This is a genomic window from Hydrogenophaga sp., from assembly GCF_035481345.1.
Taxonomy (GTDB): Bacteria; Pseudomonadota; Gammaproteobacteria; order Burkholderiales; family Burkholderiaceae_C; genus Hydrogenophaga.
This window is the reverse complement of sequence record NZ_DATIGV010000020.1, coordinates 42,367-69,364: the sequence shown is the minus strand read 5'-3', so window position 1 is coordinate 69,364 and position 26,998 is coordinate 42,367. Positions and strand designations below refer to the sequence as shown.

27 protein-coding genes are annotated in these 26,998 nt (G+C 69.1%); 13 read left to right on the top strand and 14 right to left on the bottom strand.

What is annotated here, in order from left to right; all coding sequences use genetic code 11:
- Positions 1-4: 4 nt before the first annotated feature.
- Genes VLG41_RS01725 through VLG41_RS01715 form a run of 3 tightly spaced genes read right to left on the bottom strand, consistent with a single transcriptional unit; the run spans position 5 to position 1,911 of the window.
- Complete coding sequence (locus tag VLG41_RS01725; protein ID WP_325347675.1) at positions 5-913, bottom strand: DMT family transporter; 909 nt, start codon at positions 911-913, stop codon at positions 5-7.
- Positions 914-967: 54 nt separating this feature from the next.
- Complete coding sequence (locus VLG41_RS01720; RefSeq protein WP_325347674.1) at positions 968-1,393, bottom strand: MarR family winged helix-turn-helix transcriptional regulator; 426 nt, start codon at positions 1,391-1,393, stop codon at positions 968-970.
- Entirely contained in the window at positions 1,390-1,911 is a 522-nt protein-coding gene (locus VLG41_RS01715; protein ID WP_325347673.1) for a flavin reductase family protein, read from the bottom strand. The genes VLG41_RS01720 and VLG41_RS01715 overlap by 4 nt, the downstream gene beginning before the upstream one ends.
- A gap of 69 nt (positions 1,912-1,980) precedes the next feature.
- Here VLG41_RS01715 and VLG41_RS01710 point away from each other — a divergent pair, with 69 nt between their 5' ends.
- From VLG41_RS01710 to VLG41_RS01700, 3 genes are read left to right on the top strand one after another with little or no spacing between them, the layout of a single operon-like run.
- Positions 1,981-3,033 carry a peptidase M29 gene (locus tag VLG41_RS01710; RefSeq protein WP_325347672.1) on the top strand — a complete coding sequence of 351 codons (1,053 nt, stop codon included), beginning with the start codon at positions 1,981-1,983 and terminating at the stop codon, positions 3,031-3,033.
- Positions 3,030-3,845 (top strand): alpha/beta hydrolase, encoded by an 816-nt coding sequence (locus VLG41_RS01705; RefSeq protein ID WP_325347671.1) that lies wholly within the window; start codon positions 3,030-3,032, stop codon positions 3,843-3,845. The genes VLG41_RS01710 and VLG41_RS01705 overlap by 4 nt, the downstream gene beginning before the upstream one ends.
- Before the next feature lie 23 nt (positions 3,846-3,868).
- Complete coding sequence (locus tag VLG41_RS01700) at positions 3,869-5,134, top strand: acyl-CoA dehydrogenase family protein (protein ID WP_414652416.1); 1,266 nt, start codon at positions 3,869-3,871, stop codon at positions 5,132-5,134.
- On the opposite strand, the gene VLG41_RS01695 is transcribed toward VLG41_RS01700, so the two are convergent.
- Complete coding sequence (locus tag VLG41_RS01695; RefSeq protein ID WP_325347670.1) at positions 5,107-6,453, bottom strand: D-amino acid dehydrogenase; 1,347 nt, start codon at positions 6,451-6,453, stop codon at positions 5,107-5,109. The genes VLG41_RS01700 and VLG41_RS01695 overlap by 28 nt on opposite strands.
- A gap of 116 nt (positions 6,454-6,569) precedes the next feature.
- Between VLG41_RS01695 and VLG41_RS01690 the strand changes: the two genes are divergently transcribed.
- Complete coding sequence (locus VLG41_RS01690; RefSeq protein ID WP_325347669.1) at positions 6,570-7,484, top strand: LysR family transcriptional regulator ArgP; 915 nt, start codon at positions 6,570-6,572, stop codon at positions 7,482-7,484.
- A 46-nt stretch (positions 7,485-7,530) separates the two neighbouring features.
- Here VLG41_RS01690 and VLG41_RS01685 read toward each other — a convergent pair whose 3' ends face one another.
- From VLG41_RS01685 to VLG41_RS01675, 3 genes are all read right to left on the bottom strand, one after another.
- Positions 7,531-7,953 carry a universal stress protein gene (locus VLG41_RS01685; protein ID WP_291017714.1) on the bottom strand — a complete coding sequence of 141 codons (423 nt, stop codon included), beginning with the start codon at positions 7,951-7,953 and terminating at the stop codon, positions 7,531-7,533.
- 79 nt (positions 7,954-8,032) lie between these two features.
- Positions 8,033-8,848: a metallophosphoesterase gene (locus VLG41_RS01680; RefSeq protein ID WP_325347692.1), complete on the bottom strand. Its 816-nt coding sequence runs from the start codon at positions 8,846-8,848 to the stop codon at positions 8,033-8,035.
- A complete protein-coding gene (locus VLG41_RS01675) occupies positions 8,848-9,837 on the bottom strand; it encodes a LysR family transcriptional regulator (RefSeq protein ID WP_325347668.1) in 990 nt (329 codons plus the stop codon). Before VLG41_RS01675 ends, VLG41_RS01680 begins: the two co-directional genes overlap by 1 nt.
- A gap of 122 nt (positions 9,838-9,959) precedes the next feature.
- On the opposite strand from VLG41_RS01675, the gene VLG41_RS01670 reads away from it, so the two are divergent.
- A complete protein-coding gene (locus tag VLG41_RS01670; protein WP_325347667.1) occupies positions 9,960-10,496 on the top strand; it encodes a hypothetical protein in 537 nt (178 codons plus the stop codon).
- Positions 10,497-10,610: 114 nt separating this feature from the next.
- Here VLG41_RS01670 and VLG41_RS01665 read toward each other — a convergent pair whose 3' ends face one another.
- The 4 genes from VLG41_RS01665 to VLG41_RS01650 form a co-directional block, all read right to left on the bottom strand.
- Complete coding sequence (locus tag VLG41_RS01665; RefSeq protein WP_325347666.1) at positions 10,611-12,467, bottom strand: phosphoenolpyruvate carboxykinase (GTP); 1,857 nt, start codon at positions 12,465-12,467, stop codon at positions 10,611-10,613.
- 347 nt (positions 12,468-12,814) lie between these two features.
- Positions 12,815-12,955, bottom strand: coding sequence for a hypothetical protein (locus VLG41_RS01660; protein ID WP_325347665.1), 141 nt, complete (start codon positions 12,953-12,955; stop codon positions 12,815-12,817).
- 69 nt (positions 12,956-13,024) lie between these two features.
- A complete protein-coding gene (locus VLG41_RS01655; protein WP_325347664.1) occupies positions 13,025-13,429 on the bottom strand; it encodes a PaaI family thioesterase in 405 nt (134 codons plus the stop codon).
- Positions 13,430-13,476: 47 nt separating this feature from the next.
- On the bottom strand, positions 13,477-14,676 hold the full coding sequence (locus VLG41_RS01650; RefSeq protein WP_325347663.1) for a threonine ammonia-lyase: 1,200 nt from the start codon (positions 14,674-14,676) through the stop codon (positions 13,477-13,479).
- 152 nt (positions 14,677-14,828) lie between these two features.
- Here VLG41_RS01650 and VLG41_RS01645 point away from each other — a divergent pair, with 152 nt between their 5' ends.
- The 3 genes from VLG41_RS01645 to VLG41_RS01635 all read left to right on the top strand — a co-directional run bounded on the left by VLG41_RS01645 (position 14,829) and on the right by VLG41_RS01635 (position 18,296).
- Entirely contained in the window at positions 14,829-17,210 is a 2,382-nt protein-coding gene (locus tag VLG41_RS01645) for an ATP-binding protein (protein ID WP_325347662.1), read from the top strand.
- A gap of 103 nt (positions 17,211-17,313) precedes the next feature.
- The gene (locus VLG41_RS01640; protein ID WP_325347661.1) at positions 17,314-17,733 is read left to right on the top strand and encodes a type II toxin-antitoxin system Phd/YefM family antitoxin; all 420 of its coding nucleotides are present in this window, start codon (positions 17,314-17,316) and stop codon (positions 17,731-17,733) included.
- On the top strand, positions 17,730-18,296 hold the full coding sequence (locus VLG41_RS01635) for a DUF6036 family nucleotidyltransferase (protein ID WP_325347660.1): 567 nt from the start codon (positions 17,730-17,732) through the stop codon (positions 18,294-18,296). Before VLG41_RS01640 ends, VLG41_RS01635 begins: the two co-directional genes overlap by 4 nt.
- Before the next feature lie 68 nt (positions 18,297-18,364).
- Here VLG41_RS01635 and VLG41_RS01630 read toward each other — a convergent pair whose 3' ends face one another.
- The 3 genes from VLG41_RS01630 to VLG41_RS01620 all read right to left on the bottom strand — a co-directional run bounded on the left by VLG41_RS01630 (position 18,365) and on the right by VLG41_RS01620 (position 21,197).
- Entirely contained in the window at positions 18,365-18,709 is a 345-nt protein-coding gene (locus tag VLG41_RS01630) for a hypothetical protein (protein WP_325347659.1), read from the bottom strand.
- A 179-nt stretch (positions 18,710-18,888) separates the two neighbouring features.
- Positions 18,889-20,781 carry a DNA helicase RecQ gene (recQ, locus tag VLG41_RS01625; protein WP_325347658.1) on the bottom strand — a complete coding sequence of 631 codons (1,893 nt, stop codon included), beginning with the start codon at positions 20,779-20,781 and terminating at the stop codon, positions 18,889-18,891.
- Complete coding sequence (locus VLG41_RS01620) at positions 20,778-21,197, bottom strand: rhodanese-like domain-containing protein (RefSeq protein WP_325347657.1); 420 nt, start codon at positions 21,195-21,197, stop codon at positions 20,778-20,780. Before VLG41_RS01620 ends, recQ begins: the two co-directional genes overlap by 4 nt.
- A gap of 71 nt (positions 21,198-21,268) precedes the next feature.
- On the opposite strand from VLG41_RS01620, the gene VLG41_RS01615 reads away from it, so the two are divergent.
- From VLG41_RS01615 to VLG41_RS01595, 5 genes are all read left to right on the top strand, one after another.
- Positions 21,269-22,312: a homocysteine S-methyltransferase family protein gene (locus tag VLG41_RS01615; RefSeq protein WP_325347656.1), complete on the top strand. Its 1,044-nt coding sequence runs from the start codon at positions 21,269-21,271 to the stop codon at positions 22,310-22,312.
- Between the two features lie 216 nt (positions 22,313-22,528).
- Complete coding sequence (locus VLG41_RS01610; protein ID WP_325347655.1) at positions 22,529-23,479, top strand: TerC family protein; 951 nt, start codon at positions 22,529-22,531, stop codon at positions 23,477-23,479.
- Positions 23,480-23,528: 49 nt separating this feature from the next.
- The gene (locus VLG41_RS01605) at positions 23,529-24,740 is read left to right on the top strand and encodes a PAS domain S-box protein (RefSeq protein ID WP_325347654.1); all 1,212 of its coding nucleotides are present in this window, start codon (positions 23,529-23,531) and stop codon (positions 24,738-24,740) included.
- A complete protein-coding gene (locus VLG41_RS01600) occupies positions 24,737-25,429 on the top strand; it encodes a response regulator transcription factor (protein ID WP_325347653.1) in 693 nt (230 codons plus the stop codon). The genes VLG41_RS01605 and VLG41_RS01600 overlap by 4 nt, the downstream gene beginning before the upstream one ends.
- A gap of 145 nt (positions 25,430-25,574) precedes the next feature.
- Entirely contained in the window at positions 25,575-26,996 is a 1,422-nt protein-coding gene (locus VLG41_RS01595) for a CmpA/NrtA family ABC transporter substrate-binding protein (protein WP_325347652.1), read from the top strand.
- The last annotated feature ends 2 nt before the right edge of the window (positions 26,997-26,998 follow it).

The following is a 26,998-nucleotide window of genomic DNA, read 5'->3' as shown; positions in this document are numbered from 1 at the left end:
CCGCTCAGCGCCGGCTCACCAGCACGATCCCCAGCGCCACACCCACCAGCGCCAAGGCCAGTTTGAGCGTGAGGGGTTCGCTCAGCAGCAGCACGCCGAACACCAGCGCGAACACCGGCGTGAGGAAGGTGAAGGTGCTGATCTGCGTGGCCGGATAGTGGCGCAGCATCCACATCCAGGTGAGGTAACTCGCGAAGGCGCCCACCGCCGTCTGCAGTGCGATCGAGCCCCAGGCCAGGCCGGAGTACGACCAGCCCCAGGACTCGCCCAGGGCCAGCGAGAGCAGGGGCGCCACCAGGGCGGTGACGGCCACTTGATAGAACAGCGTCTTCTCGGCACTCGCGGTGGCGAGCCGGCTCGCGCGGATGGTCAAGGTCGTCAGGCCCCAGAGGATGCCGGCGCCCAGTGCCATGGCGTCGCCGCGCCACTGGCCGATCACGGGCGAGCCCTGCACAAAGCCTTCGCTGAAGGCCAGCGCGACGGAGGCGAAGGCGATCGTCAAGCCGATCCACTGCACGCGGCGCAGGGTCTCGCTGGGCACCACGCGCGGCAGCAACAGGGCCACCACGAAGGGACTGGTGTAGAGGAAGACGGTGAGGCGCGAGGCCGAGGTGAGCTGCAGGCCCAGGTAGATGAACGCGAACTCGCCGGCGAACAGCACGCCCGCCAGTAGGCCGGCCTTGAGCGTGCCGTCGCGCTGGAACAGCGGCACGCCGCGCGCCCGGCACCACAGCCACAGCAGCAGCGTGGCGCCCCAGAAGCGCAGGCTGGCCTGCCACAGCGGCGGCACCTCGGCCACCGCGAACTTGATCAGGATCTGCTGGAAACCCCAGAAGGCGCAGCACACCACGAGCAGCGTGACGGCCAGGGAGTCGAGGTGGGGTTTGCGGGCGGTGGGCACGGTGAGGGACATGGCCGGCGATTGTGCGTGGCCGCTCGCGCCCCGTCTGTCGCGGGGGTTCTTCACTCAGCGCGGCTGCGCCAGGCGACGGAGCTGGTCCTTCAGGCGTTGCACCTCGGATGCCGAGAGGTCGGCCAGCATGGCGCTTTCGTGCGCGCGGGCGCGGCGCAGCAGCGGCGCCACCTTCTTCTGTCCCGCGGGCGTGATGGACACCAGCGTGCGGCGCTGGTCCACCGGGTCGTCGTGCAGCGCCACCCAGCCCTGCGCGACCAGGCGCTGCAACAGCTTGGTGACGGTGGGCTGCTGGCTCAGCACCTCGTGCGCGAGCTGGCCCACGGCCATGGGCGAATCGCCGCTGAGCACGGCCAGCACGCGCCATTCGAGCGAGCCCAGGCCGGCCTCGCGCACCAGCGCGTCGAACTCCTTGAAGAGGGCGTGATTGGCCTGGCCGAGCAGATAACCCAGGTAGTCATTCGTGAACCGCTCTTTCACAACGGATGCTCCGCGTAGAAGCGTCCGCCATGGAACAGCAGGGGCGACGCGCCCGGGCGGTGCGTGCACCGCTCCACCTCGCCCACGAAGATCACGTGGTCGCCCTCGGTGTACTGGCTGCGGTTGAAGCACTCGAAGCTGGCGGCCGCGCCGTCGAGCAGCGGCGCGCCGTTGCCGCCTTCGGTGAAGGCCACGCCTGCCCAGCGGTCGACGCCGCGCGCGGCGAAGCGCTCGGCCAGGGCCTGCTGGTCGGCGGCGAGCACGTTGATCGCATAGTGCGAGCCGTTGCGGAAGAAGGCCATGGAGCCCGCGTGGTGCGCCAGGCTCCACAGCACCAGCGGCGGCGCCAGCGACACCGAGTTGAACGAGTTCGCCGTGAGCCCGATGAGCGCGCCATCGGGCGCGCGCGCGGTGACGATGGTCACGCCCGTGGCGAACATGCCCAGCGAGGCGCGGAACTCGTGCGCCGAGAAATCGGGTGGGCGGGCCGCGTGGCCGGCTTGACGGGCGGGAGACATGGGCTGCAATTTACATGAATTTTCATGAATAATGGCCTCGACCCATTCACAACCCCGACAGGAGCACGGATGCTGCAGGAGCGGATCGAACCCGCCTGGATCGACGCCTTCGAGGCCATGCTGAGGCGCTGCGCGCTGCAGCCGGGCGAGGTGGTGGCCATTCTCGGCGAGACCCAGAGCCGGCCGGTGCTGGTCGAGCTGGCCCACCTGGCCGCCGCGCGCCTGGGCGCGCGCTGCTTCCGGCTCACGCTGCCCTCGGTGTTCAGCGGCGACGCGCCGGTGCAGCGCTCCACCGGCGCGAGCCCGGCGATCCAGCAGCTGCAGCCCGTCATCACCGCGCTCGCGGGCAGCCAGCTCGTGATCGACTGCACCGCCGAAGGCCTGATGCACGCGCCCGAGCTGCCCGCCATCCTGAAGGGCGACGGCCAGACCCAGCCGCGTGTGGTCTACGTGAGCGACGAACACCCCGAGGCGCTGATGCGCCTGTTGCCCGACGACGCCACCGAGGCGCGCGTGAAGGCGCACGTCAAGCGCCTGCGCGGCGCGAAGCGCCTGCGCGTCACCTCGGCCGCCGGCACCGATCTCACCGTCGACCTCACCGGCGCCGTGCTCGGCGGCAACTGGGGCAGCACCACGCGGCCGGGCACGCTCACGCACTGGCCCGGCGGCATGGTGCTGGGTTTTCCGGCGGCGGGCACGGTCAACGGCACCCTGGTGCTGGCCGAAGGCGACGTGAACCTCACCTTCAAGCGCTACATCGAGCGGCCCATCACGCTGCGCATCGAATCCGACACCGTGACACGCATCGAGGGCAACGGCGTCGACGCCGAGCTGCTGCGCGGCCACTACGCCGCCTGGGGCGAGCCCAGGGCCTATGCCGTGAGCCACGTGGGTTACGGGCTCAATGAACGCGCGCGCTGGGACAGCATGGCGCTCTACGACAAGCGCGACTTCAACGGCACCGAACTGCGCGCCTTCGCCGGCAACTTCCTCTACAGCACCGGCGCCAACGAGGTCGCGGGCCGGCACACGCGCGGGCACTTCGATTTCCCGCTGCGCGGCTGCACGGTGTCGCTGGACGACACCGTGGTCATCGACGCCGGCAAGGTGGTGGTTGAATGAACGCGCTGCCCACCTTCACCGCGCTGGGCAGCGGCGCCACCGTGCTCATGCTGCATGGCATCGGCGGTGGCCACCTGGCCTTCGCGCCGCAGGTCGAATCGCTCGCGGGCGCCGGCTACCGCGCGGTGGCCTGGGACATGCCCGGCTACGGCCGCAGCGCGCCCATCGAGCCCTACACCTTCAAGGGCCTCGCGCAAAGCTGCGTCGACCTCATCGATGCCCTTCAGTGCGACAGCGTGGCGCTGGTAGGCCACAGCATGGGCGGCATGGTCGCGCAGGAGGTGATCGCGCGCCGGCCCGACAAGGTCAGCCGGCTCGTGCTCGCGGGCACCTCGGCCGCCTTCGGCAAGCGCACCGACGGGCGCGATGCCGACGCCTGGGCGCGCCAGTTCATCGCCCAGCGCACCGCGCCGCTGGACGCCGGCAAGAGCATGGCCGAGATGGCGCAGGTGCTGGTGCCGCAAATGGCCGGCCCCGGCGCCTTGCCCGAGGGCCTGCGCCTGGCCGAGCACTGCATGGGCGGCGTGCCCGCCGCCACCTACCGGCGCGCGCTCGATTGCCTGGTCACCTTCGACCGCCAGGCCGCGCTGCGCGACATTCGCGTGCCCACGCTGCTCATCGGTGGCGAGTTCGACCGCGTGGCCGCACCCTCGGTGATGAAGCAGATGGCCGAGGCCATTCCGAACGCACGCTACGCCGAGCTCAAAGGTATTGGCCACCTTATGAACCTGGAGGCGCCCGAGGAATTCGATGGCCTGCTGCTCGGCTTCCTGGCCGAGCCCGCGCCCGCGCCCGCGGGCGACCTGCACTGAACGAGACGCAAGGAGACAAGCGCATGCAACGAGAGCCCCTGAACACCGGCCTGGACTTCACCCCCGCCGTGGGCGACATGGCCTTCACGCCCCTGCAGCGCGAGCTGCTCACCGTGGCGAACCGCCTGGGCCGCGACAAGTTCGCACCCCGCGCCGCCCAGTGGGACCGCGAGGCGAGCTTTCCCTTCGCCAACTACGAGGACCTGCGCGAGGCCGGCTTCCTGCGGCTGTGCGTCCCCAGGGACCACGGCGGCCTGGGCGCCGACTACCCGACCTACATGATGGTCGCGGCCGAGATCGGGCGCTTCTGCGGCGCCACCGCGCTCACCTGGAACATGCACATCTGCAGCACCATGTGGACCGGCGTGCTGGCCGACGGCATCGCCATGACCGAGGCCCAGCGCGCCGAACACGCCGCGCGGCGTGAGCTGCACTTCCAGCGCATCGTCAACGACGGCGCGGTGTACGCCCAGCCCTTCAGCGAAGGCTCGGCCGCCGCGGCCGGGCGCGCGCCCTTCGGCACCACGGCGAAGAAGGTCGACGGCGGCTGGCTCATCAACGGCCGCAAGATCTTCGCCAGCCTGTCGGGCGCGGCCGACTACTACGGCATCCTGTGCACCGAAGACGTCGAGGGCAAAGACCCGGACCCGCGGGACACGATGTACATCAGCGTGCCCGCCACCAGCGAAGGCCTCACCATCAGCGGCGACTGGGACCCGCTGGGCATGCGCGGCACCGTGAGCCGCAACCTCACCTTCAAGGACGTGTTCGTCACCGACGCCGAGCAGCTCATGCCGCGTGGCATCTACTTCGTCGGGGCGCAGACCTGGCCAGCCATGTTCTTCACGCTGGCGCCCACCTACCTGGGTCTGGCCAACGCGGCCTACGACTTCACGGTGCAGTACCTGCGCGGCGAGGTGCCGGGCGAGCCACCCGTGAAGCGCCGCCAGTACCCCACCAAGCAGATCGCGGTGGCGCAGATGCGCCTGCAGCTCGAGGGCATGAAGGCGCTGTTCACCCGCGCCATCGCCGAGGCGCGGCCGAATCCGGGCAAGGACGAGAAACTGCGCCTGTACGCGGCGCACCACGCGGTGATGGAAGGCGCGAACGACATCGCGCGCCTGGCCATCCGCACCTGCGGCGGCCAGAGCATGATGAAGCACCTGCCGCTGGAGCGCCTGTACCGCGACAGCCGCTGCGGCTCGCTCATGCTGCCCTGGACGGCCGAGCTCATCGTCGACCGCATGGGGCGCGAGACGCTTTACGAGCCAGGGGAAAAGGACGCCTGAGCCTTTGCTTGCCGGGCCGCGCGCGTGGCCTCGAAGCCGTGGAAGCCAAAGGCCATGGCGGGCCGCTCGCCGCTGATGAGCTCGGCCAGGGCCTTGCCCGAGCCCGCGCCGTGCGTCCAGCCCAGGGTGCCGTGGCCGGCGTTGATCCACAGGCCCTTCACCGGCAGGCGGCCGATCAGGGGAATGTTGGTGGGCGTGGCGGGGCGCAGGCCGGTCCAGAAGCGCGGGGTGCCGCCTTCGGCCGGCAGGCGCGTGTCGGCCACGCCGGGGAAGACCTGCTCGATGCGGCGCACCAGCATCTCGCAGCGCTTGCGTGCGAGCGGCGTATCCAGTGAGAGGTCGAAGCCGCCGAGTTCGATGGTGCCGGCCACGCGCAGTTCATCGCCCAGGCGCGACATCGCGATCTTCAGGCTGTCGTCGATCATGCTCACCACCGGCGCGCGCTCGGGCTGCAGCAGCGGCAGCGTGGCGCTGTAGCCCTTGCCGGGGTAGATAGGCACGCGCACGCCGATGCGGGCGAGCAGCGGCGTGGTGTACGAACCGCAGGCCACCACCGTGGCGTCGGCCTTGAGCGCGCTGAGCACGCCGGTTGCGCGGCTGCGCACGCGCACGCTGTTCACTGCGTCCCCGTTCACGTCGAGTCGTTCGATGTCGTGGTTGAACAGCATCCGCGCACCGCGCTCGGCACACAGCGCGGCCAGCGCCTGTGTGAACACCCGCGCGTCGCCCGATTCGTCGGTCTCGGTGAAGGTGCCACCCACGATGCGCTCGGCGAAGGCCGAGAGCGCGGGCTCGATGCGCAGCAGCTCCTCGCGCGAGACCACGCGGCGCTTCACGCCGAAGCGGGCCATCAGCTCGGCAGCGCCGGCCGCGCCCTCGAAGGATGCCTGGTCCACGTAGTAGTGCGCGATGCCGCGCTCCAGCCGCTGGTACTCGATGCCGGTCTCGCGCACCACGTCTTTCAGCGCCGCGTGGCTGTACGAGCCCAGCGCCACCAGTTGCGCCACGTTGCGCTCGAAGGCCGCGTCGTTGCACTGCGCCAGGAACTGCAGGCCCCAGCGCCACTGCGCCGGGTCCATCTGCGGGCGAAACAGCAGCGGCGAGGTGGGCGAGAACATCCACTTCAGGGCCTTCAGCGGCGCCTCGCGGTTGGCCCAGGGCTCGCAATAGCTCACCGAGATCTGCGCCGCATTGGCGAAGCTGGTTTCCAGCGCGGCGTCGGGCTGGCGGTCGACCAGCGTGACCTCGTGCCCGCGCTGCAGCAGGTGCCAGGCGGTGCTCACGCCGATGATGCCGGCGCCCAGGACGGTGACTTTCATGGCTCTCTCCGAACAGCGGATCGCTGATCCCGGCAGTGTCGGGAAAGCGCGCATTCAAGTGAAGCGAGATTCAAGCAAAATCGAGTTCATCAGTTTTGCTGATAAAGGACCATCCCATGAGCACCTTCGACCCCGACGCCCTGGAATGCCTGGCCGCCATCGTGGAGGAGGGCGGCTTCGAGCGTGCCGCGCAGCGGCTGTCGATCACGCAGTCGGCCGTCTCGCAGCGCCTGCGCGCGCTGGAGGCTCAGGTGGGCACGGTGCTCATCGTGCGCAGCCGCCCGCTCAAGGCCACGCCGGCCGGGCAGCTCATGATCAAGCACGCCAAGATGATGCGGCTGCTGCGCGCCGACCTGGAGAAGGACCTGAAGGATCTGGCGCCCAGCAGCGCCGCCTCCGGTCGCGGCGAGGAGCGCATCTCGGTGGCGATCAACGCCGACAGCATCGCCACCTGGGCGCTGCCCGCGCTGAATGAACTGGCGCGCGGGGGCCTGCCGGTCGAGATCATCGCGGACGACCAGGAGTTCACACACGAATGGCTGCGCGAGGGCCAGGTGCTGGGCTGCGTCACCTCGCTCGGCCAGGCGCTGCGCGGTTGCCGCATGGAGCCGCTGGGCGTGATGGACTACGTGCTGATCGCCCAGCCCGATTTCGCGCGCGAGCACTGCCCGCGCGGGCTGACCACGCAGAATTTCCATCGCCTGCCTTTCATCGCCTTCAACCGCAAGGACCACCTGCAGCACGCCTTCGTGTCGGAGGCCTTCGGTTTGCAGCGCGTGCTGCTCAAGCAGCGCTTCGTGCCCTCCAGCGAAGGGCAGGTGCGCGCCGTGCTGGCGGGCTGGGGCCTGAGCGTGGTGCCCTGGCTGCTGGTGCGGGAACTGATCGAGCGCGGCGAGCTGGTGAACGCGGCGCCGAAGCATCGCCTGGGCGTGGCACTGCACTGGCATTGCTGGAACCTCAGCTCCGATGTGCTGGATGGGCTGAGCGCCGCCCTGCGCGCTGCGGCCACCCTGAGCCTGCGCCGGGCATGAAAAAGCCGCCCGCGGGCGGCTTCGTTCGATCGGTGGGCCGAACGCTTCAGCGCACGATCAGCACCGGCGACGTGCAGTGCGCCAGCACCCGGGTGGCCACCGAGCCCAGCACCAGGTTGCCCAGCGCGCCGTGACCATGCGAGCCCATGATCACCATGTCGAACTTGCCCGAGTTGGCCGTCTTGGCGATGACCTCGCCGGCCGCGCCGGTCTTGTGCACCAGCTTGGCATTGATGCCGTGGCGCTTCAGGAATTTGTCCACCGGACCGGTGATCTTGGCCGCCTCGTCCTCGTAGTACTGGTTGGCCACGTCGGCACCGACAGCGGCGCGGGCCCGGGGCGGCAGCGGCGACTGGACCGTGATCGCGGTGAAGTCGTTGTTGGCGCCGAACAGCTCGTCGTGGGTGGTCAGGTAGGCGAGCATCTTCTTCGTGTACTCGCTGCCATCGACGGCCAGCAGGATCTTCATCGCGGTTCTCCTTGGTTGTTGATCGAGTGAGGAACGGCGCCAGTGTACGGGCCGAGGCGCACCACGGGTTTGCGCAGGATCAAACGGGCTGGGCCCTCACTTCCACCGGCACCAGGCAGGCCGGATCGAAGGCCAGTTGTTCCTTCTTGTCGTGGTAGCCCAGCGGGTTGGCGCGGATGCGGCAGCGGCCCACGCGCACGTCGGTGGGACAGTGCAGGTGGCCGTGCAGCCAGAGGTCGGCGTGCGGCAGCAGGTCGTCGAGCGCGTTGCAGAAGCCCGCGGTGCCGGGCGTGAGGCCGTAGCGCGGGTCGGCGCTGTGCAAGGTGGGCGCGAAGTGCGTGATGGCGACGGTGGGGCCGTCGAAGGGCTGCGCCAGCGCCTCGCGCAACCAGGCCTGGCACTCCAGGCCCAGCTCGCGCATGGCGGCGGCGTCGAACAGGGCGCCGTGTCGCCGCGCGTCCATCTGCCGCAGGTAATGGTTGGCGGCGCGGAAGGCCTTCTCGCGCTGCAGCAGCGGGTCGCCACCGGGCGGTCGGATCGCGTCGTAGTCGCTCCACAGCGTGGTGCCGACGAAGCGCACGCCGCGCCAGACCCAGGTCTCGCGCTCCAGCCAGCGCAGGCCCAGCCGCTCGCAGGTGGTTCGCAGCGCGGCGTGCGCTTCGTCCACGTCGAGCGCGTCGTACTCGTGGTTGCCGGGAAGGTAGAGCACCGGCACCGGCCAGTCGGCGAAACGGCGCAGGCCCCAGTCGGGCTCGGGCATGGCGCTGCCGTCGCGTCGGCGCTGGTAGGAACCCACGTCGCCGGCGAGCACCAGCAGGTCGGCACCGGGCGCGGGGCGAGGCTCGAAATCGCGGTTGGCCTCGAGGTGCAGGTCGCTCAACAACTGGATCTTCATCATGGGGCGATTGTGTTCGTGCCGGCGTCGGCGCCCTGCAGGCCGCTGGCGGCAGCGGAGCGCGACACCGCCTCGCGCAACCACCGGTGCGCGGCGTCGTGCTGGCGCTGGCGGTGCCACAGCGTATCGACGTGCACCTCGGGCACGGCCAGGGGCAGCTCGCTGATGGCCAGCTCGTCCTCCATGCCGGTGGCCGACAGGAAGTGGCGCGGCAGCACGGTGAGCAGGTCGGTGGTGGCCACCACGCGGCCGGCGGTGAAGAACTGGTTGACCGTGATCACCACCCGGCGCTGGCGCGAGCGCGCCGCCAGAGCCTCGTCGACGAAACCGAAGGGCCGGCCCGAGAAGCTCACCAGCAGGTGGCGCGCCGCGCAGTAGGTATCCAGCGACAGCGGTCGCCCGGCCAGCGGGTGGCCGCGGCGCATCACCACCACGTAGTCACCGTCGTACAGGCGTTCGAAGGCAAAGCGCGGCAGCTCGTCCTGTTGTTGGCGCGCCCCCAGCTCGGCGATGACCGCGGGAAAGTGCCCGATGGCGAGGTCCGCGTCGCCTTTTTCCAGCAGCTGGCGCGGGTCGCGCGTGGTCAGCGGCAGCACGCGCAGGTTCACCCCGGGGGCCTCGCGCTCGAGGATGTCGATCAGGCTGGGGATCAGCTTGGCCGAGGTGGCGTCGGCCATGGCGACCTGGAAGGTGCTGGTGGCGGAGGCCGGGTCGAACGCCCCGGGTGCCAGGGCGCCACGCAGCAGGCCCAGCGCTTCGCGCACCGAGGGCCACAAGGCCAGGGCGGTGGGCGTGGGTTCCACCCCGAAGCCCGAACGCCGCACCAGTTCGTCGCCCACCAGCTCGCGCAGCCGGCGCAGGGCGTTGCTCACCGCTGGCTGGGTCATCGACAGGTTGTGCGCGGCCCGGGTGAGGTTGCGCTCTGCCATCACCTCGTCGAAGACGCGCAGCAGGTTCAGGTCGAGGGTGCGGAAATTCAGGGAAACCATTTGTACGGGGAATGGTACCCATCATCAGAATAAAGTGGATACATATACGGGTTATCCCTATATTCACCCCTGTCCACGAGATTTCACCCAGTCCACAAGACGTGGTTTTTCAGGAGTTCGCCATGAGCACCGTCCTTACCGCCCCCTCGCTGCCCGCCGCCCCGCGCGCGGGTGCCAAAACCGCCGCCACCGCGCCCGAAGGCGCCCGTGGCCTGAGCGCCCTGCTGCTCGCCGCCGCCATCGCCACCCTCATCGTGGTGGCCGACCAACTCATCGACACCTGGGCCGACGGCCACCTGATGCTGGCCTGGGTGCTGCTCTGGGCCGTGGTCTTCGCCGGTCTGGCCTTGTTCGCCGACAGCGCCCGTGGTCTGGCCCGCCGCACCATGGAAGCGCTCGACGACTGGTCCCGCTCGCTGGCCGAAGCGCGCGCCGAGATGCGTCTGTGGGAAATGGCCCGCCACGACCAGCGCCTGATGAGCGAGCTGATCGCCGCCCGTGACCGCGCCGAGCAGGAGCCGGCCGCCGCCGACTTCACCGAAGCGCTGGCCCCCCTGGGCCTGCCCGAGGCCGCCAAGGCCGAAGCAGCGCCCGAAGCCAGCTACTGGGAGCGCCTGGCCGCCAGCCGCGCCCGCTACGCGAAGCTGCACTTCATCTGAGCTGTCACGCGCTGACAAGAAGGCCACCCCGCGGGGTGGCCTTCTTTTCGTCTGGTCGCAGGGCCAACGACAAGGGCCCCGAGGGGCCCCTGGACGGTGGGTGCAGCGCCCCGATCAGGCCGCCAGCCGCTGCTCGATGCGGGCCTTGGTGTCCTGCAACTCACGCGGCAGGTGGTGGGCCAGTTGCTCGAACAGCTCGGCGTGCAGCGCCAGTTCCTTCTCCCAGGCGGCCTTGTCGATGGCCGTGACGGTGCGGTACTGGTCGGCGCTGAAGTCCAGCCCGCTCCAGTGGATGTCCTCGTAGCGGGGCGACACGCCGAACGCGTGCTCCACGCCCTGGCCCTGGCCCTCCAGGCGGTCGATCATCCACTTGAGCACACGCATGTTCTCGCCGAAGCCGGGCCAGACGAACTTGCCGTTCTCGTCCTTGCGGAACCAGTTGACGCAGAAGATGCCCGGCAGCTTGGCGCCCTGCGCCTGCAGCTTCCCGCCAAGGCTCAGCCAGTGCTGGAAGTAGTCGCTCATGTTGTAGCCGGTGAAGGGCAGCATGGCGAAGGGGTCGCGGCGGACGACGCCCTGCGCGCCGAAGGCGGCGGCGGTGGTCTCCGAGCCCATGGTGGCGGCCATGTACACGCCCTCGGTCCAGTCGCGGGCCTCGGTCACCAGCGGCACCGTGGTGCTGCGGCGGCCGCCGAAGATGAAGGCGTCGATGGCCACGCCCTTGGGGTCGTCCCAGGCGGCGTCGAGCGCGGGGTTGTTGGTGGCGGCCACGGTGAAGCGCGCGTTCGGGTGCGTGGCCTTGGCGCCTGTTTCCTTGGCGATCTGCGGCGTCCAGTCCTTGCCTTGCCAGTCGATGGCGTGCGCGGGCGCTTCGCCCATGCCCTCCCACCACACGTCGCCGTCATCGGTGAGCGCCACGTTGGTGAAGATCACATCCTTGTTGAGGCTGGCCATGCAGTTGGGATTCGTGGCCGAGTTGGTGCCGGGCGCCACGCCGAAATAACCCGCCTCGGGGTTGATGGCGTAGAGACGGCCATCAGCACCGGGCTTGATCCAGGCGATGTCGTCACCGATCGTGGTGACCTGCCAGCCCTCGAAGCCCTTGGGCGGGATCAGCATGGCGAAGTTGGTCTTGCCGCAGGCGCTGGGGAAGGCAGCGGCCACGTGGTACTTCTTGCCCTGCGGGCTGGTCACGCCCAGGATGAGCATGTGCTCGGCGAGCCAGCCTTGCTGACGGCCCATGGTGGACGCGATGCGCAGCGCGAAGCACTTCTTGCCCAACAGCGCGTTGCCGCCGTAGCCCGAGCCGTAGCTCCAGATCTCGCGCGTCTCGGGGTAATGGACGATGTACTTGGTGGTGGGGTTGCAGGGCCAGGACGTGGTGTCCTTTTCGCCGGCCTGCAGCGGTGCGCCCACGGTGTGCACGCACGGCACGAAGTCGCCATCGGTGCCGAGCACGTCGTATACGGCCTTGCCCATGCGCGTCATGAGCTTCATGTTCACGGCCACGTAGGCGCTGTCGGAGAGCTCCACGCCGATGTGGGCGATGGGGCTGCCCAGCGGGCCCATGCTGAAGGGCACCACGTACATGGTGCGCCCGCGCATGCAGCCGTCGAACAGCGGCTGAAGGGTGGCGCGCATCTCGGCCGGGGCCTTCCAGTTGTTGGTCGGGCCGGCGTCTTCCTGGCGCTCGCTGCAGATGAAGGTGCGGTCTTCCACGCGCGCCACGTCCGACGGGTCGGAGCAGGCCAGGTAGCTGTTGGGTCGCTTGGCCGGGTTGAGCCGCTTGAACGTGCCCGCGTCCACCAGTTGCTGGCAGAGGCGGTGGTATTCCTCGTCGCTGCCGTCGCACCAGACGATGGTGTCCGGCTTGCACAGGGCGGCCATGTCGGCCACCCAGGCGATCAGGCGGGCGTGTTTCACGTGGGCGGGGGTGTTGAGGGCCAGGCCCTGCATCACGGGAGAGTTCATCGAGTGACTCCTGAGATTGATAACCGGCGGCCGCCCAAGACGGGGACAGCCGCGGGCAGCGGCTGTCGGCGTGGGGATCTGGGCGAGCAAATTCGGGTCGCTCGGCGCCGCTTGCCATCGGTGGATGGGGGCAAGCTGCGTACCCGGCAAGGCGGTGGTCTCGCGGGGAGGGGCGCTGATCGACGACTGGGTCGATTTTAGGATTTACCCCTCGGAGTTACAGGGCGGGTACATGCAAAACCCGCATGACGTGATGCAATTGACGAGGGTTTCGACGAATCCCGGCGCCGAAACCCATAAAAAAGCCGGCGCCCGATGGGTGGCCGGCTTCTGCACGGAGGGCGGTTTCAGGCCATGAACACGGCGATGAAAGCCAGCAGGAACATGAGCACGCCGCCGGCGATGGGCAGCACGACGGGCATCAGGGGGGTGATGGCCTCGACCACGTCTTCGGTGTGTTCGGGGGTGTGGTGCTCGTCGTGGGCCATGAAATGCTCCGGTCAGGTCTCGAAAAGCGGCGATTTTAGGTGAAACAGTCCGTTCAGGGCCCGCAGGCCCTACAACAGCGCGTAGGTCGTCGTGGCGCGGCACACGCTTTTGCCGTCGCTGGCGCCGCGGATGTCGATCTCGCCGAAGGCCAGGCTCTTGCCGGCGCGGATCACGCGCGCCTCGACCAGGGCGTCCTGGCCCGACAGCGGCTTGAGGAAACTGGTGTTCATCTGCACCGTGGTGCAGGGGCGGAACTCGCCGAACTGGCGGATCAGCGCCAGCACCATGGCGGTGTCGGCGGCGGCCATCATGGCCTGGCCGCAGAGCATGCCGCCCACGCGGCTGAGCTGGTCGTTCTGCGGCAGGCGCAGGGTGACGGCGCCCTCGGCGCTGCCGTCGACCACGAGCCCCAGGGCCTGGACCCAGGGGGCGAAGTACTCGGCCAGGGCGGCCTGCAGGGTGCTGTTGTCCATGGCGCGCGATTATGCGGAGGCGCCCGCGCGGGCGGGCGTCCCGCGCTTTACTGCTCGTGGGCGCCGAAGCCGGCGGCGTTGAGCGCGTCGATCACCTGCTTCACGTGCTCGCGCCCGCGCGTCTGCAGCACCAGCTCGATCTCCACGTTCTGCGCCGCCAGCAGGGTGAAGGCGCGCTGGTGGTGCACTTCGCCGATGTTGGCGCCCGCTTCGGCCACCAGGGCCGTGATGCGCGCCAGGTTGCCCGGCACGTCGCGCGCGTTCACGGCGATGCGGGCCAGCCGCCCGGCGCGCACCATGCCGCGCTCGATGATGGAGGCCAGCAGCAGGGGGTCGATGTTGCCGCCGCTGAGCACCAGGCCCACGCGCCGGCCCGCGAAGCGGCCGGGGTGCTTGAGCAGGGCCGCCAGGCCGGCGGCGCCCGCGCCTTCCACCAGGGTCTTCTCGATCTCCAGCAGCATCACGATGGCCTGCTCGATGTCGCCCTCGTCCACCAGCAGCAGGTCGTCCACGCGCTCGCGCACCAGGGGCAGGTTGATCTCGCCCGGCGTGCCCACGGCGATGCCTTCGGCGATGGTGCTGCTGCCCTGCGGGTGCCGCGTGCCCTTGATGGCGTTGACCATGGCCGGAAACCGCTCGGTCTGCACGCCGATCACCTCGATGCCCGGCTTGAGCGCCTTGGCCGCGGTGGCGACGCCGCCGATGAGTCCGCCGCCGCCGATCGCCACCACCAGGGTGTCCAGCTCGGGCACGTCGGCCAGCATTTCCAGCCCCACCGTGCCCTGGCCGGCCGCGATGGCCTCGTCGTCGTAGGGGTGCACGAACACCAGCCCCTGCTGCTCGGCCAGGCGGCGCGCGTGGGCGCGCGCTTCGTCCAGCGTGTCGCCGTGCAGCACCACCTCGGCGCCGAAGCCACGCGTGCGCTCGATCTTCACGCCGGGCGTGAAGCGCGGCATCACGATGACGGCGCGCAGCCCCAGGCGTTGCGCGTGGTACGCCACGCCCTGGGCGTGGTTGCCCGCGCTCATGGCGATCACGCCGCGTGCGCCCTCTTCGGGCGTGAGCTGCGCGAGCTTGTTGCAGGCGCCGCGCTCCTTGAAGGACGCCGTGTATTGCAGGTTCTCGAACTTCAGGAACACCTGGCAGCCGGTGAGCTGGGACAGCGTGCGGGATTCCACGCAGGGCGTGCGAAGGACCTGACCGTCGAGGCGGGCCGCCGCGGCGCGGATGTCGTCGATTTGAAGCATCCGGCGATTGTGGCGTGACCGCCGTGGAAAAAGCCCGCGCGCGCCCGTCATCACGCCCTTCCACTGCGCATCAAGCTGCGTTATGGTCCGCCGCACAGGGGCCCTGGTCTGCGGCGCCCCGCCACTCAGGAGGTTGTCGCAGGAGTCTGCGCATGAGCAAACGGCCCTTGTCCCCCGGTCCCGCGATCCGCTCGCCCGAGGCGCGCGCCTTGGGCGAAGGGCGCCTGCACGTGCCGCACGGCCTCAAGCAGGCCCCCGTGCTCGACCTCATGTGCTCGCACTTCGTGCTCACGCTCGCGGCGCGCCAGGGCCCGCGCTTCAACGTGCGCCGAGACCTGAACACCCTCCTGTCGCTGGCCGGGCGCCATCTGGTGTGGCCGCACACCGTGCTGCAGCGCCTGCGCGAGTTCCTGCAGCGCCGCTGCCGCGACAACGACCTCTGGGCCGGCCACGACAAGCTCTCCACCGCGGCCTTCATGGACCGCTACGGCGTCTGGCGCGGCCCCTACGAGGAAGGCACGCTCTTCTTCTACCTGGACGAGTACGCCAAGGAAGCGCCCAAGGACCTGCTCTCGGTACTGGCCGTCACCGGCGACTGGCTGAGCCAGGCGCTCAAGAAGCAGAGCACCCTGGTGGAAAAGAACATCGACGCCCTGGCCAGCCTGTTGCAGCTCAACCGCGCCGAGCGCGCGCTGCTGCTGTACGGCACGCTGGCGCGCTACCAGCGCGACCTGCGCTCCATCCTGGTCGAGTTCAAGGTGAATAACGCGCCCGAGGCCTACGCGGCCATCGCCGACGTGGCCGGCGTCAAGGCCAGCGAGGTGGGCGAGGCCCTGCGTGCGGGCTCGCGGCTCGAGCGCATCGGCATGGTCGAGAACCTCATCTCCGAACACAACATCACCGACCTCGCCGATCTGATGAAGGTCAGCGAAAAACTGCCGCCCGTGCTGATGCGCGAGTACCGCTCGCAGAGCGAGCTCATGGCGGTGTTCACGCGCCCGGCGGCGCGCTCCACCCTCGTGCCCGATGATTTCGATTACGTGGCCGAGGACGTGCGCCTGCTCAGCGGCTTGCTGCGCGAGGCCGTCGCGCGCAAGGAGGCCGGTGTCAACGTGCTGCTCTACGGCCCGCCCGGCACCGGCAAGACCGAACTCGCGCGCGTGGCGGCCAAGGCCGCCGGCCTCGAGTTGTTCGAGGTGGAATACGCCGACCGCGACGGCAACGCGCTCTCCGGCCGAGACCGCTACCGCTCGTTGCAGATCGCGCAGGTGTTCCTCAAGGGCACGGCCCAGTCGGCGCTGCTGTTCGACGAGGTGGAAGACGTCTTCCCGCCCATCTCCAGCGAAGCCGCGCAGTTCATGGCGCGCGCCGAGCACGTGGCCGCGCCGCACAGCCACTCGGTCAGCGGCAAGGCCTGGGTCAATCAGGTGCTCGAATCGAACGCCGTGCCCACGGTCTGGATCACGAACCGCATCGAGCAGATCGACCCGGCCTTCCGCCGCCGCTTCGCGTACCACCTGGAACTCAAGAGCCCGCCGCCCGGCGCGCGCGAGCAGCTCGTGCGCAAGACGCTGGAAGGCGCGGCGGTGAGCGAGGCCCTGGTGGGCCGCCTGACCGAACGCAAGGGCCTCACGCCGGCGCAGATCCGCACGGCGGTGCGCTTTGCCGAACTGGCCGCGGCACCAGCGCGCGCCACGGGCCGCAAAGCCGCGCGCGTGGGGCCGCCGCCCCTGCTGGACGAACTCATCGAACGCCAGTTGCGCCACGCCGACCAGGCCCTGGGCCGCGCGCCCGACGTGCTGCAGCGCCCCAGCGTCACGCAGTACAGCCTGGACATGCTCCACGTGGAGTCTCGCCACCCCGTCCCGCGCATCATCGAGGCGCTCAAGGCGCGTGGCCACGGCTGCCTGTGCTTCCACGGCGCGCCCGGCACCGGCAAGACGGCGCTGGCCGAGCACATCGCCCAGCAGCTCGGCCGCCCGCTCATGATTCGCCGCGCCAGCGACCTGGTGAGCAAGTTCGTGGGCGAGACCGAGCAGCACATGGCCGCCATGTTCCGCGAGGCCGAGGCCGAGCGCGCCGTGCTGCTGCTCGACGAGGCGGACAGCTTCCTGCAAGACCGCCGCGGCGCCCAGCGCACCTACGAAGTGACCGAGGTCAACGAGATGCTGCAGGGCATGGAGCGCTTCGCGGGCATCTTCGTCTGCACCACCAACCTGATGGACAGCATCGACCAGGCCGCGCTGCGCCGCTTCACCTTCAAGATCCGGTTCAAGCCGCTCACGCGCGAGCAGCGCGAGACCATGTTCGTGGTCGAGGCCCTCGATGGCAAGGCCGAGCGCCTGGACGATGCCCTGCGCCAGCGCCTGGCGCGCCTGGAGCAGCTGTGCCCCGGCGACTTCGCCGCCGTCAAGCGCCAGTCCGAGATCCTCGGCGAAGCCATGGCGCCGGCCGAATTCCTCGACCAACTCGAGGCCGAGCACCGCATCAAGCCCGAGGTGCGCGAGGCGCGCGGCATGGGCTTCGTGCACTGATCCCCTCTGCGCCATCTGGAGTTTTGTCCAAAATGGACAAAACAGGTACGCTTCGCTCATGCGCCAGATAAGTTCAAGCCACGCCAAGCAGAACTTCGGGGAGTTGCTGGAGGTCGCGGCGCGCGAGCCTGTGGCCATCGAACGGCACAAGAAGGTCAAGGCCATCGTCTGTTCGCCGGAAGTGTTCCAGGGGCGATCCGACCGCGACGGACAACTGGCGGAGCGGCGTGCGGCGCGCGCCGCGCAGGCGCTTGTTGACAAGGACCGCCTGATCAAACACCAGCGCCTGGCGATCGACCTGGTCCTGATGTCCCAGTCGCAGCGAGAGGCATTGATCGCCCGGGCCCGCATGGAAGTGGAGCGCTGGCGGCGCGAACGCCTTTGCAGCGAGGACTACATCGCGCGGTGGGACGCTTTGCTCGGCCTGCCCGTGGAAGAGCTGGCGCGCGCCATGGCGTCCGAATCGCCGGAGTGGGGCGTGGCCTTGCGGCAGAACTCCCCCTGGCTGCTGGTGACTCCGTGAACCGGGCGCACCTGTTCACTCTGTTCGAGCAAGCCCACACGCTGACCGGGCACCGCGACTTCGTGGTGATCGGCAGCCTGTCCATCCTCGGCTCCGATGACGAGGGCGGCGTGCCGGCGGAGATGTCCATGTCCATCGACATCGACTGCTACACCAAGGCCGACCCGGGACGCATCAACGATGTGCGGGCGACGCTGGGCGAGGGCTCGGACTTCCACCGCGCGCACGGCTACTACCTGGACCCCGTGTCGCCCAGCCTGCCGAGCTTGCCGGACGGTTGGGAAGTCCGCATGACGGTCATCGAACGCGATGGTCTGCGCGTGTGGTTCCTCGATCCGGACGATGCCGCCATCTCGAAGTACGCCCGAAGCCAGGCCAATGACCTGCGCTGGATTCGCGCGGGGCTGCTGTCCGGGCACGTTTCCTTGCCTCGGGTGCGGTCTCGCCTGGGATCCACCCTGTTCCTGGACGACGAGGAAGCGGCGCGAGTAAGGGAGCAGATCGAGCGCGACAGCGCCTGGTTCGAATCCGTCCGACGTCCGCATGGCGGCGGCATCGCCTGAGGCGGTTTCTGCCGAGGCCAGCAAAAAGGCCACCCGAAGGTGGCCTCTCCTGTGGCGCTGCGCTGCGTTCAGTGCAGCAGCGCCATCGGCCGGCTCGGCACCTCGTCCGCCGAGTAGTCGGGGTGGTTGTCCACGAAGTAGCGCAGCTTGGCGTCCAGGCGGCCCACGCGCTTGTTGGCTTCACCCTCGTGGTGGTGCTTGCAGATCAGGTTGAACAGCTTGCCGCGCAGGAACCACAGTTCGCGGGGCGTGCGGCAGTTCATCAGGGCGGCGTGCAGGCGCACGCGCAGGGGATCCTGGATGTCGGCCATGGCCGAATGGAACTCATTGACCACGTAGTCCAGGTCGAGGGCCTGGGTGTGCTGGTAGCTGGGGCCCCTTCGCTTGGACAGCCAGGGCAGGCGGAAAAACATGACGCGCTCCGTGCAATCGATTCGTTGAGACCGTGGAGCGGATCCCGCCCCTTGCATGGAACATCGGCACGAGGGCCTCCGGCTTGAGCGGCTGCCCCTGCGCGACAGGCGGCTGGCCGACGGGCGGTCGGCGGTGTCACCCGATGGTTTATCGGCCCGCTTGTTCGCGACTTGAGGGTTCAGAGAAAAGCACTCACCACCTGGATGACCGCGTCGCCATAGGCCGCGCGCTTCTTGTGCCCGATGCCGCTGATGCCGTCCAGGTCGGCCACGTGCGTGGGCCGGCGCTGGGCAATGGCGCGCAGGGTCGCGTCGTGAAAAATCACATAGGCGGGCAGGTTGTGCTCCTTGGCCACGCCCGCGCGCCAGGCCTTCAGCGCGTCCAGGCAGTCGCGCTCGGCCAGGCTCAGCGGTGTGCCGTCGTCGCCCACGGGCGGCTTGGCGCGCGCGCTGCGCGAGCGCGACGGCGCGCGTTCGGCCTGGATGCGCAGGCGCACCTCGCCCTCGCCCTTGAGGATGGCGCGCGCCCCATCGCTCAGGTGCAGCGTGTTGTAAGGCGCGTCGTCCACACGCACCGCCTCGATGGCGATGAGCTGGCGCAGCAGGGCGCGCCACTGTGTCTCGCTCCAATCGGCGCCGATGCCGAAGGTGCTGAGCCGCTGATGGCCATTGGCCTCGACCTTCTCGGTGGACTTGCCACGCAGGATGTCCATGATGTGGCCCGCGCCGTAGCCATGGCCGCTGGCCTGCTGCACACGGTAGATGCAGGAGAGCAGCTTGCGCGCGGGCTCCGTGGCGTCGAACAGCTCGGGCGGATTGAGGCAGTTGTCGCAGTTGCCGCAGGGCTGGCTGTCCTCGCCGAAGTAACGCAGCAGGCGCACGCGGCGGCAGTCGCTGGCCTCGGCCAGGGCGAGCAGGGCGTCGAGCTTGCCGCGCAGCACCCGCTTGAACTCGTCGGGCGCCGGGCTGTCGTCGATCATGCGGCGCTGGTTCACCACGTCCTGCAGGCCGTAGGCCATCCAGGCGTTGGCGGGTTCGCCGTCGCGGCCCGCGCGGCCGGTTTCCTGGTAGTAGCCCTCGATGTTCTTGGGCATGTCCAGGTGCGCCACGAAGCGCACGTCGGGCTTGTCGATGCCCATGCCGAAGGCGATGGTGGCCACCATGATCAGGCCCTCTTCGCGCAGGAAGCGGTCCTGGTGTTCCTGGCGCACGGCGGCGTCCAGGCCGGCGTGGTAGGGCAGGGCCTTGAAGCCGGCCTGCTGCAGCATCTGTGCGACCTCTTCCACGCGGCGGCGCGACTGGCAGTACACCACGCCCGCGTCGTGGCCCTGGGCGTTGGAGTGCTCGTCGCGGATGAAGCGCTGCAGCTGCGTGGTGGCGTCTTTCTTCTCCACCAGCTGGTAGCGGATGTTGGGCCGGTCGAAGCTGCTGATGAAGGTGCGCGCGTCCTGCAGTTGCAGGCGTTCCACGATGTCGGCGCGCGTGAGCGCGTCGGCCGTGGCGGTGAGGGCGATGCGCGGCACGCCCGCGAAGCGCTCGGGCAACACGGCGAGCTCGCGGTACTCGGGGCGGAAGTCGTGGCCCCACTGGCTCACGCAGTGCGCCTCGTCGATGGCGAACAGCGAGAGGCGGCCCTGCTCGTGCAGGCTCTCCAGCATGGCCTGGCAGCGCGGCGTGAGCAGCCGCTCGGGCGCCACGTAGAGCAGGGTGAGCTCGCCCTTGCGCAGTTGCAGCTCGATGCGCTGCGCGTCCTCCAGCGAGAGGCTGCTGTTGAGGTAGGCCGCGCTCACGCCGGCTTCGGTGAGCGCGCCCACCTGGTCGTGCATCAGCGCGATCAGCGGCGACACCACCACCGCCACACCACCACCGCGCTGCGCGCGAACGATGGCCGGCACCTGGTAGCACAGCGACTTGCCGCCGCCCGTGGGCATGAGCACCAGCGCGTCGCCGCCGTCGCACACGTGGCTGACGATCTGCGCCTGCGGACCGCGAAAGGCCTCGTAGCCGAAGACCGATTGCAGGACGTCGACGCAGGCCTCCAGCGTCTCGGCTCCGGCCGCGACGTCGATCACATCTGTTCCCACGGCAGTCCGTCGTGGCGCCAGCCGTTCACGGTGGAGCGCTTGAAGTGGTCGTTGAGTTCGCCTTCGAAGCCGTGCAGCACGTGGGCGATGTCGCTGAAGCCCGCCGCCTCCAGTGCCTTGCCGGCGTCAAGGGTGCGCTTGCCGCTGCGGCAGATCAGCAGGATGGGGCGGCCCTTGTCACCCGCCTCGTTGGCCACGGCCTGCGCGAAACGCGCCGGGTCGGGCGTGAGGTCGGGGTATTCGTACCAGGGGATGTTCTCCACGCCGGGCGGGCGGCCCACGTAGAGCGATTCGATCTCCATGCGCACGTCCACGAACAGCGGAGGGTCCTGGCCCAGCGCGGCGCGGCGCGCGGTTTCGGCCTGAAGCCAGGTCCAGGCTTCCTTGGGGGACAGGTGCTTCATGGGCGCGTATTGTCGGCCATGCCGTGGCCTTGCCCCGCGTGGGGGCGGGGCCGCTTCATACAATCCACACGATGGACAAGTCCCCCGCCTTCACCCGTGCCCAGGCCCTGCCGGCCATCCTCGAGCAGCGCATCGCCATCCTCGATGGCGCCATGGGCACCATGATCCAGCGCTTCAAGCTCGACGAGGCGGCCTACCGGGGCGAGCGCTTCAAGGACTTCCACAAGGACGTCAAGGGCAACAACGAGTTGCTGAGCCTCACGCGGCCGGACGTCATCCGCGACATCCACGAGGGCTACCTCGCGGCTGGCGCCGACCTGATCGAGACCAACACCTTCGGCGCCACCACCATCGCGCAGGAGGACTACGACATGGCCCACCTGGCGCGCGAGATGAACGTCGCCTCGGCCCGCCTGGCGCGCGCCGCCTGCGACAAGTTCAGCACGCCCGACAAGCCGCGCTTCGTGGCGGGCGCCCTGGGTCCCACGCCCAAGACGGCCAGCATCAGCCCCGACGTGAACGACGCCGGCGCGCGCAACGTCACCTTCGAGCAACTGCGCGCCGCCTACCGCGAACAGGTCGAGGGCCTGATGGAAGGCGGCGCCGACGTGCTGCTGGTCGAGACCATCTTCGACACGCTCAACGCCAAGGCCGCGCTGTTCGCCATCGACGAGGTCTTCGCCGCCACCGGCGAGCGCCTGCCGCTCATCATCAGCGGCACCGTCACCGACGCCTCCGGCCGCATCCTGAGCGGCCAGACGGTGAGCGCCTTCTGGGCCAGCGTGCGCCACCTGCAGCCGCTGGCTGTGGGCCTGAACTGCGCGCTGGGTGCGGCCCTCATGCGGCCCTACATCCAGGAGCTGGCCAAGGTCGCGGGCGACACCTACATCAGCTGCTACCCCAATGCCGGCCTGCCCAATCCCATGAGCGAGACCGGCTTCGACGAGACGCCCGAGGTCACCAGCCGCCTGCTGCACGAGTTCGCGGCCGAGGGCCTGGTCAACATCGTGGGCGGCTGCTGCGGCACCACGCCGGACCACATCGCCGCCATCGGCCAGGCGGTCACGCCGCTGGCGCCGCGCCACCGCGCCGGCTTCTACCGCGAAGCCGCCTGAATACCCGACGCCGCGCCGGGAAATACCCGGCCCGCCGACAATCGCGCTTCCCTTCAAGGGGAGTAATCGGCCTGCCACCCCGCGCACAGCGAGGCCTCGGCAGCGCGGCGTTCTCGTCAATTCGCGGCTGATAAGGCCGCCGGGAACGCCCAGCCATCCAGCGGATGGCGGCGACCAGACCTTGGGGTGTTCGTCAACACCAAACCGAGGTCTTTCATGGAAAGCATTGCTCCGCTGTGGCTGTGGGGGGTTTTCGTCGCGTTCGTCGTGGCGGCCCTGTTCGTCGATTTCGTTCTGCTGAAGAAGCAGGGCGCCCAGGCCGTGAGCGTCAAGGAGGCGCTCAACTGGTCGCTCGCCTGGATCGCCTTGAGCTTCATCTTCAATGGCCTGCTCTGGTGGGCCATCAAGGACAGCACCGGCTCCACCGCGCTCGCGAACGAAAAATCCCTGGAGTTCCTCACCGGCTACCTCATCGAGAAGAGCCTGGCGGTCGACAACATCTTCGTCTTCCTGCTGATCTTCAGCTACTTCGCGGTGCCGGCCGCGTACCAGAAGCGGGTGCTCATGATCGGCATCCTGGGCGCCATCGTGCTGCGCACGGTGATGATCCTGCTCGGTGGCTGGCTGCTCGCCCAGTTCCACTGGATCCTCTACGTCTTCGGTGCCTTCCTGGTGCTCACCGGCATCAAGATGTGGTGGGCCGCGGGCAAGGAGCCCGCGCTGGACGACAACCCCGCGCTCAAGCTGCTGCGCCGCCTCATGCCCGTGAGCCAGCGCTACGACGGCGAGAGGTTCTTCACCGTCGAAAACGGCAAGCGCATCGCCACCCCGCTGCTGATGGTGATCGCGCTGGTGGGCGTCACCGACGTGATCTTCGCCGTCGACTCCATCCCGGCCATCTTCGCCATCACGCGCGATCCCTTCATCGTGCTCACCAGCAACGTGTTCGCCATCCTGGGCCTGCGCGCCATGTTCTTCCTGCTGCAAGCCGTGGCCGGCAAGTTCCACCTGCTCAACTACGGGCTGGCCGTCATCCTGGTCTTCATCGGCACCAAGATGATGCTGATCGACGTCTTCAAGATCCCGGTGGCGGTCTCGCTGGGCGTGGTGGTGGGCATCCTGGCGATCACCATGGTCTGGAGCGCGAAAACCGCGCCGAACACCTGAACCGGGCACCACGCACCAACTTGGCACAGGCGTTGCTAGCGCCTGTGCCATGCACCGCCAGCCCTTCCCCGAGCTGATCAGCGCCGCCGTGGCCCCGTCCACGGCGGCCTGGCGCGACCCGCTGGGCCTGCTGCTGGCCAGCACCGGCGAGGGGGTGTTCGGCGTGGACCTGGACGGCCTGTGCGTGTTCATCAACCACGCCGGCGCGCGCATGATCGGCTACGAGCCCGACGAGCTGCTCGGCTGCAACATGCACGAGCTGACCCACCACTCGCACGCGGATGGTGCGCACTACCCGGTGGAAGACTGCCCCATCTTCAACGCCTTCCGTGCGGCCGAGCCCTGCCGCATCGACACCGAGGTGTTCTGGCGGCGCGACGGCAGCGCCTTTCCCGTCGAGTACAGCAGCCACCCCATCGTCGACGACGGCCAGGTGCGTGGCGCCGTCGTCACCTTCATCGACATCACCGACCGCCGCCGCGCCGCCGATGCGCTGCGCAGCGCCAAGGAGCAACTGGAGCAGCGTGTGCGCGAACGCACCCATGCCCTGGAAACCGCGCTGCGCCAGGTGCGCGAACTCGCTGCGCGCAGCGAGGCCGTTCGCGAGGAAGAACGCACGCGCATCGCGCGCGAGGTGCACGACGAACTCGGCAGCCTGCTCGTGGCCTTGAAGATGGACGTGAACTGGATGGACAAGCGCCTGTCCGAACAGGCGCGGCGCCAGCCCGAGGAGGCCGAGGGCATGCGCGAGCGCATGCGCTGCAAGTGCCAGAACATGAGCCGCCTCATCGAGAGCGCGGTCGACAACGTCGGGCGCATCATCACCGACCTGCGGCCCAGCATCCTCGACCACCAGGGCCTGTGGGCCGCGCTGGAATGGCAGGCCCAGGAGTTCGTGGCCAGCGCCGAGCTCGCGCTCGACTGGGACATGGCCGTGGAGGGCGCGCCCGAACCGCCGGAGCCACTGGCCATCGCGGTCTTTCGCATCTTCCAGGAGATGCTCTCCAACGTGGGTCGCCACGCGCGGGCCCGTCGGATCGCCGTGCGCATCCGTCACCACGATGGCCTGCTGCGTCTCTCGGTGCAGGACGATGGCGCCGGCGCTTCCCCCCAGGCCTTCGAGGCGGCCGACGCCTACGGCATCATGGGCATGCGCGAACGCGCGGGGCACTTCGGGGGCAAGATCCGGATCGAAAGCATCCTGGGCCGCGGCACGCACATGGAACTGTCCATCGTGCTGACGCCCGGGGAGGTGACATGAACAGCCAATACAGCGAGGCCAGCCGCTTTGATCTGCTGGCCGACACCATCCGCGTGCTGATCGGCGACGACCACCGCATCGTGCGCGAAGGCCTGAAGCAGATCCTGGCGGACGCCCCCGACGTGAGCGTGGTGGCCGAGGCGCAAAGCGGGGAAGAGGTGCTCACGCAGGTGCGCGCCCTTGGTGGCAATGAAGGCCTCGATCTCGTGCTGCTCGACGTGGCCATGCCCGGCATCGACGGCCTGGACGTGCTGCAGCGCCTGCGCAAGGAGCACCCGTACCTGCCGGTGCTCATGCTCAGCACCTACCCCGAGAAGCAGTACGCCGTGCGCTGCATCCGCCTGGGCGCCTGCGGCTACCTCAACAAGGGCGCCGACCCGGACGACATGCTGCTCGCGGTGCGCAAGTGCGCGGGCGGGGGGCGCTACCTCACCCCCGCCACGGCCGAGGCCCTGGCCGCCGCCGTGGGCAGTGGCGCCGCGCAGGCGGGCCCCGAGGCGCTCTCGCACCGGGAGCACCAGGTCTATCGCCTGCTCACCCAGGGGCTCACCGTGAGCGAAATTGGTGCACGCCTGGGCCTGGCGTCCAACACGGTGAGCACCTACCGCGCGCGCATCCTGGAAAAGACGGGCGCCAAGAACGACGTCGAACTCGCGCTGTACGCCGAAAGACACCGTTCGGGCGCCTGAGACGCGGCGCATCCGGCGGCTTTGTAGGGCCACCCCTACACCGCGTGGCGCGGCCGCCCACGAAATCACGCCAGCGCCTGCTGCAACGCAGCAACTGGCCCGGTGCTTGCAAATCTCCGCGCATCTCCAACTCACGAGGTGCGCCATGTCCGACTTCTTCGACCCGTACAACGCCGACAAGCCCCTGATGCTCAAGTGCAGCTGCGGGCGCGACCACACGGTGGCCGAGCACCAGGCCGAACAACGAACGAAGGACAGCGCCGCCGAACAGGCCGCCGCCACCCTGCGCGCGCGCAGCGAAACCCCCGAGTTCGAGGCCTACAGCCGCGAGTTCATCGAGGCCACGCTGGTGAAGGCGCTGTTCCCGCAGGATGCGGTGCGCCGCCGCTTCCTGCGCGCCGTGGGCAAGGGCACGGCGATGGCGGCGATTGCCAGCGTGCTGCCCATCGCCAGCCTGCAGGCCATGGCGCAGGAGAAAGGCAAGCTCGAGAAGACGAACCTGAAGATCGGCTTCATCCCGATCACCTGCGCCACGCCGCTGATCATGGCCCACCCCCTGGGCTTCTACAGCAAGCAGGGCCTCAACGTCGAAGTCACCAAGACCGCGGGCTGGGCCCTGGTGCGCGACAAGATGATCAACAAGGAGTACGACGCCTCGCACTTCCTCTCGCCCATGCCCCTGGCCATCTCGCTCGGCCTCGGCAGCAACGCCGTGCCCATGAACGTGGCCACGGTGCAGAACATCAACGGCCAGGCCATCACCATGGCGCTCAAGCACAAGGACAACCGCGACCCGAAGAACTGGAAGGGCTTCAAGTTCGGCATTCCCTTCGAGTACTCGATGCACAACTTCCTGTTGCGCTACTACCTGGCCGAGAACGGGCTCAACCCCGACACCGACGTGCAGCTGCGCGTGATCCCGCCGGCCGAGATGGTGGCCAACCTGCGCGCCGGCAACATCGACGGCTTCCTCGGCCCCGATCCCTTCAACCAGCGCGCCGTGTTCGAGGAGGTGGGCTTCATCCATGTGCTGACGAAGGACCTCTGGAACGGCCACCCCTGCTGCGCCTTCGGCACCAGCACCGAGTTCATCAAGCAGAACCCCAACACCTTCGCGGCCCTGTACCGCGCCGTGCTCAACGCCGCGGCCATGGCGCGCCAGCCCAAGAACCGCGAGCTCATCGCCAAGGTCATCGCGCCCAGCCAGTACCTCAACCAGCCCGAGGCCGTGATCACGCAAGTGCTCACCGGCCGCTTCGCCGACGGCCTGGGCAAGGTCCAGAACGTGCCCGAGCGCGCCGACTTCGACCCCATGCCCTGGCAGAGCATGGCGGTGTGGATGCTCACGCAGATGCAGCGCTGGGGCTACATCAAGGGTGAGGTCAACTACAACCAGATCGCCGAGCGCGTCTTCCTCATCACCGACGCGCGCAAGCACATGAAGGAACTGGGCCAGGACTTCAAGGCCGGTCCGGGCTACGAGAAGCACACCATCATGGGCAAGGTGTTCGACCCGGCGAAGCCGGCCGAGTACCTCAAGAGCTTCGCGATCAGCAAAGCGGCGTGACC

Excerpts from the sequence above, each read along its gene's own strand:
- VLG41_RS01725 (WP_325347675.1), bottom strand. The coding sequence starts at position 913 with ATGTCCCTCACCGTGCCCACCGCCCGCAAACCCCACCTCGACTCCCTG.
- VLG41_RS01715 (WP_325347673.1), bottom strand. The coding sequence starts at position 1,911 with ATGTCTCCCGCCCGTCAAGCCGGCCACGCGGCCCGCCCACCCGATTTC.
- VLG41_RS01710 (WP_325347672.1), top strand. The coding sequence starts at position 1,981 with ATGCTGCAGGAGCGGATCGAACCCGCCTGGATCGACGCCTTCGAGGCC.
- VLG41_RS01705 (WP_325347671.1), top strand. The coding sequence starts at position 3,030 with ATGAACGCGCTGCCCACCTTCACCGCGCTGGGCAGCGGCGCCACCGTG.
- VLG41_RS01700 (WP_414652416.1), top strand. The coding sequence starts at position 3,869 with ATGCAACGAGAGCCCCTGAACACCGGCCTGGACTTCACCCCCGCCGTG.
- VLG41_RS01695 (WP_325347670.1), bottom strand. The coding sequence starts at position 6,453 with ATGAAAGTCACCGTCCTGGGCGCCGGCATCATCGGCGTGAGCACCGCC.
- VLG41_RS01690 (WP_325347669.1), top strand. The coding sequence starts at position 6,570 with ATGAGCACCTTCGACCCCGACGCCCTGGAATGCCTGGCCGCCATCGTG.
- VLG41_RS01685 (WP_291017714.1), bottom strand. The coding sequence starts at position 7,953 with ATGAAGATCCTGCTGGCCGTCGATGGCAGCGAGTACACGAAGAAGATG.
- VLG41_RS01680 (WP_325347692.1), bottom strand. The coding sequence starts at position 8,848 with ATGAAGATCCAGTTGTTGAGCGACCTGCACCTCGAGGCCAACCGCGAT.
- VLG41_RS01675 (WP_325347668.1), bottom strand. The coding sequence starts at position 9,837 with ATGGTTTCCCTGAATTTCCGCACCCTCGACCTGAACCTGCTGCGCGTC.
- VLG41_RS01670 (WP_325347667.1), top strand. The coding sequence starts at position 9,960 with ATGAGCACCGTCCTTACCGCCCCCTCGCTGCCCGCCGCCCCGCGCGCG.
- VLG41_RS01665 (WP_325347666.1), bottom strand. The coding sequence starts at position 12,467 with ATGAACTCTCCCGTGATGCAGGGCCTGGCCCTCAACACCCCCGCCCAC.
- VLG41_RS01660 (WP_325347665.1), bottom strand. The coding sequence starts at position 12,955 with ATGGCCCACGACGAGCACCACACCCCCGAACACACCGAAGACGTGGTC.
- VLG41_RS01655 (WP_325347664.1), bottom strand. The coding sequence starts at position 13,429 with ATGGACAACAGCACCCTGCAGGCCGCCCTGGCCGAGTACTTCGCCCCC.
- VLG41_RS01650 (WP_325347663.1), bottom strand. The coding sequence starts at position 14,676 with ATGCTTCAAATCGACGACATCCGCGCCGCGGCGGCCCGCCTCGACGGT.
- VLG41_RS01645 (WP_325347662.1), top strand. The coding sequence starts at position 14,829 with ATGAGCAAACGGCCCTTGTCCCCCGGTCCCGCGATCCGCTCGCCCGAG.
- VLG41_RS01630 (WP_325347659.1), bottom strand. The coding sequence starts at position 18,709 with ATGTTTTTCCGCCTGCCCTGGCTGTCCAAGCGAAGGGGCCCCAGCTAC.
- VLG41_RS01620 (WP_325347657.1), bottom strand. The coding sequence starts at position 21,197 with ATGAAGCACCTGTCCCCCAAGGAAGCCTGGACCTGGCTTCAGGCCGAA.
- VLG41_RS01615 (WP_325347656.1), top strand. The coding sequence starts at position 21,269 with ATGGACAAGTCCCCCGCCTTCACCCGTGCCCAGGCCCTGCCGGCCATC.
- VLG41_RS01610 (WP_325347655.1), top strand. The coding sequence starts at position 22,529 with ATGGAAAGCATTGCTCCGCTGTGGCTGTGGGGGGTTTTCGTCGCGTTC.
- VLG41_RS01605 (WP_325347654.1), top strand. The coding sequence starts at position 23,529 with ATGCACCGCCAGCCCTTCCCCGAGCTGATCAGCGCCGCCGTGGCCCCG.
- VLG41_RS01600 (WP_325347653.1), top strand. The coding sequence starts at position 24,737 with ATGAACAGCCAATACAGCGAGGCCAGCCGCTTTGATCTGCTGGCCGAC.
- VLG41_RS01595 (WP_325347652.1), top strand. The coding sequence starts at position 25,575 with ATGTCCGACTTCTTCGACCCGTACAACGCCGACAAGCCCCTGATGCTC.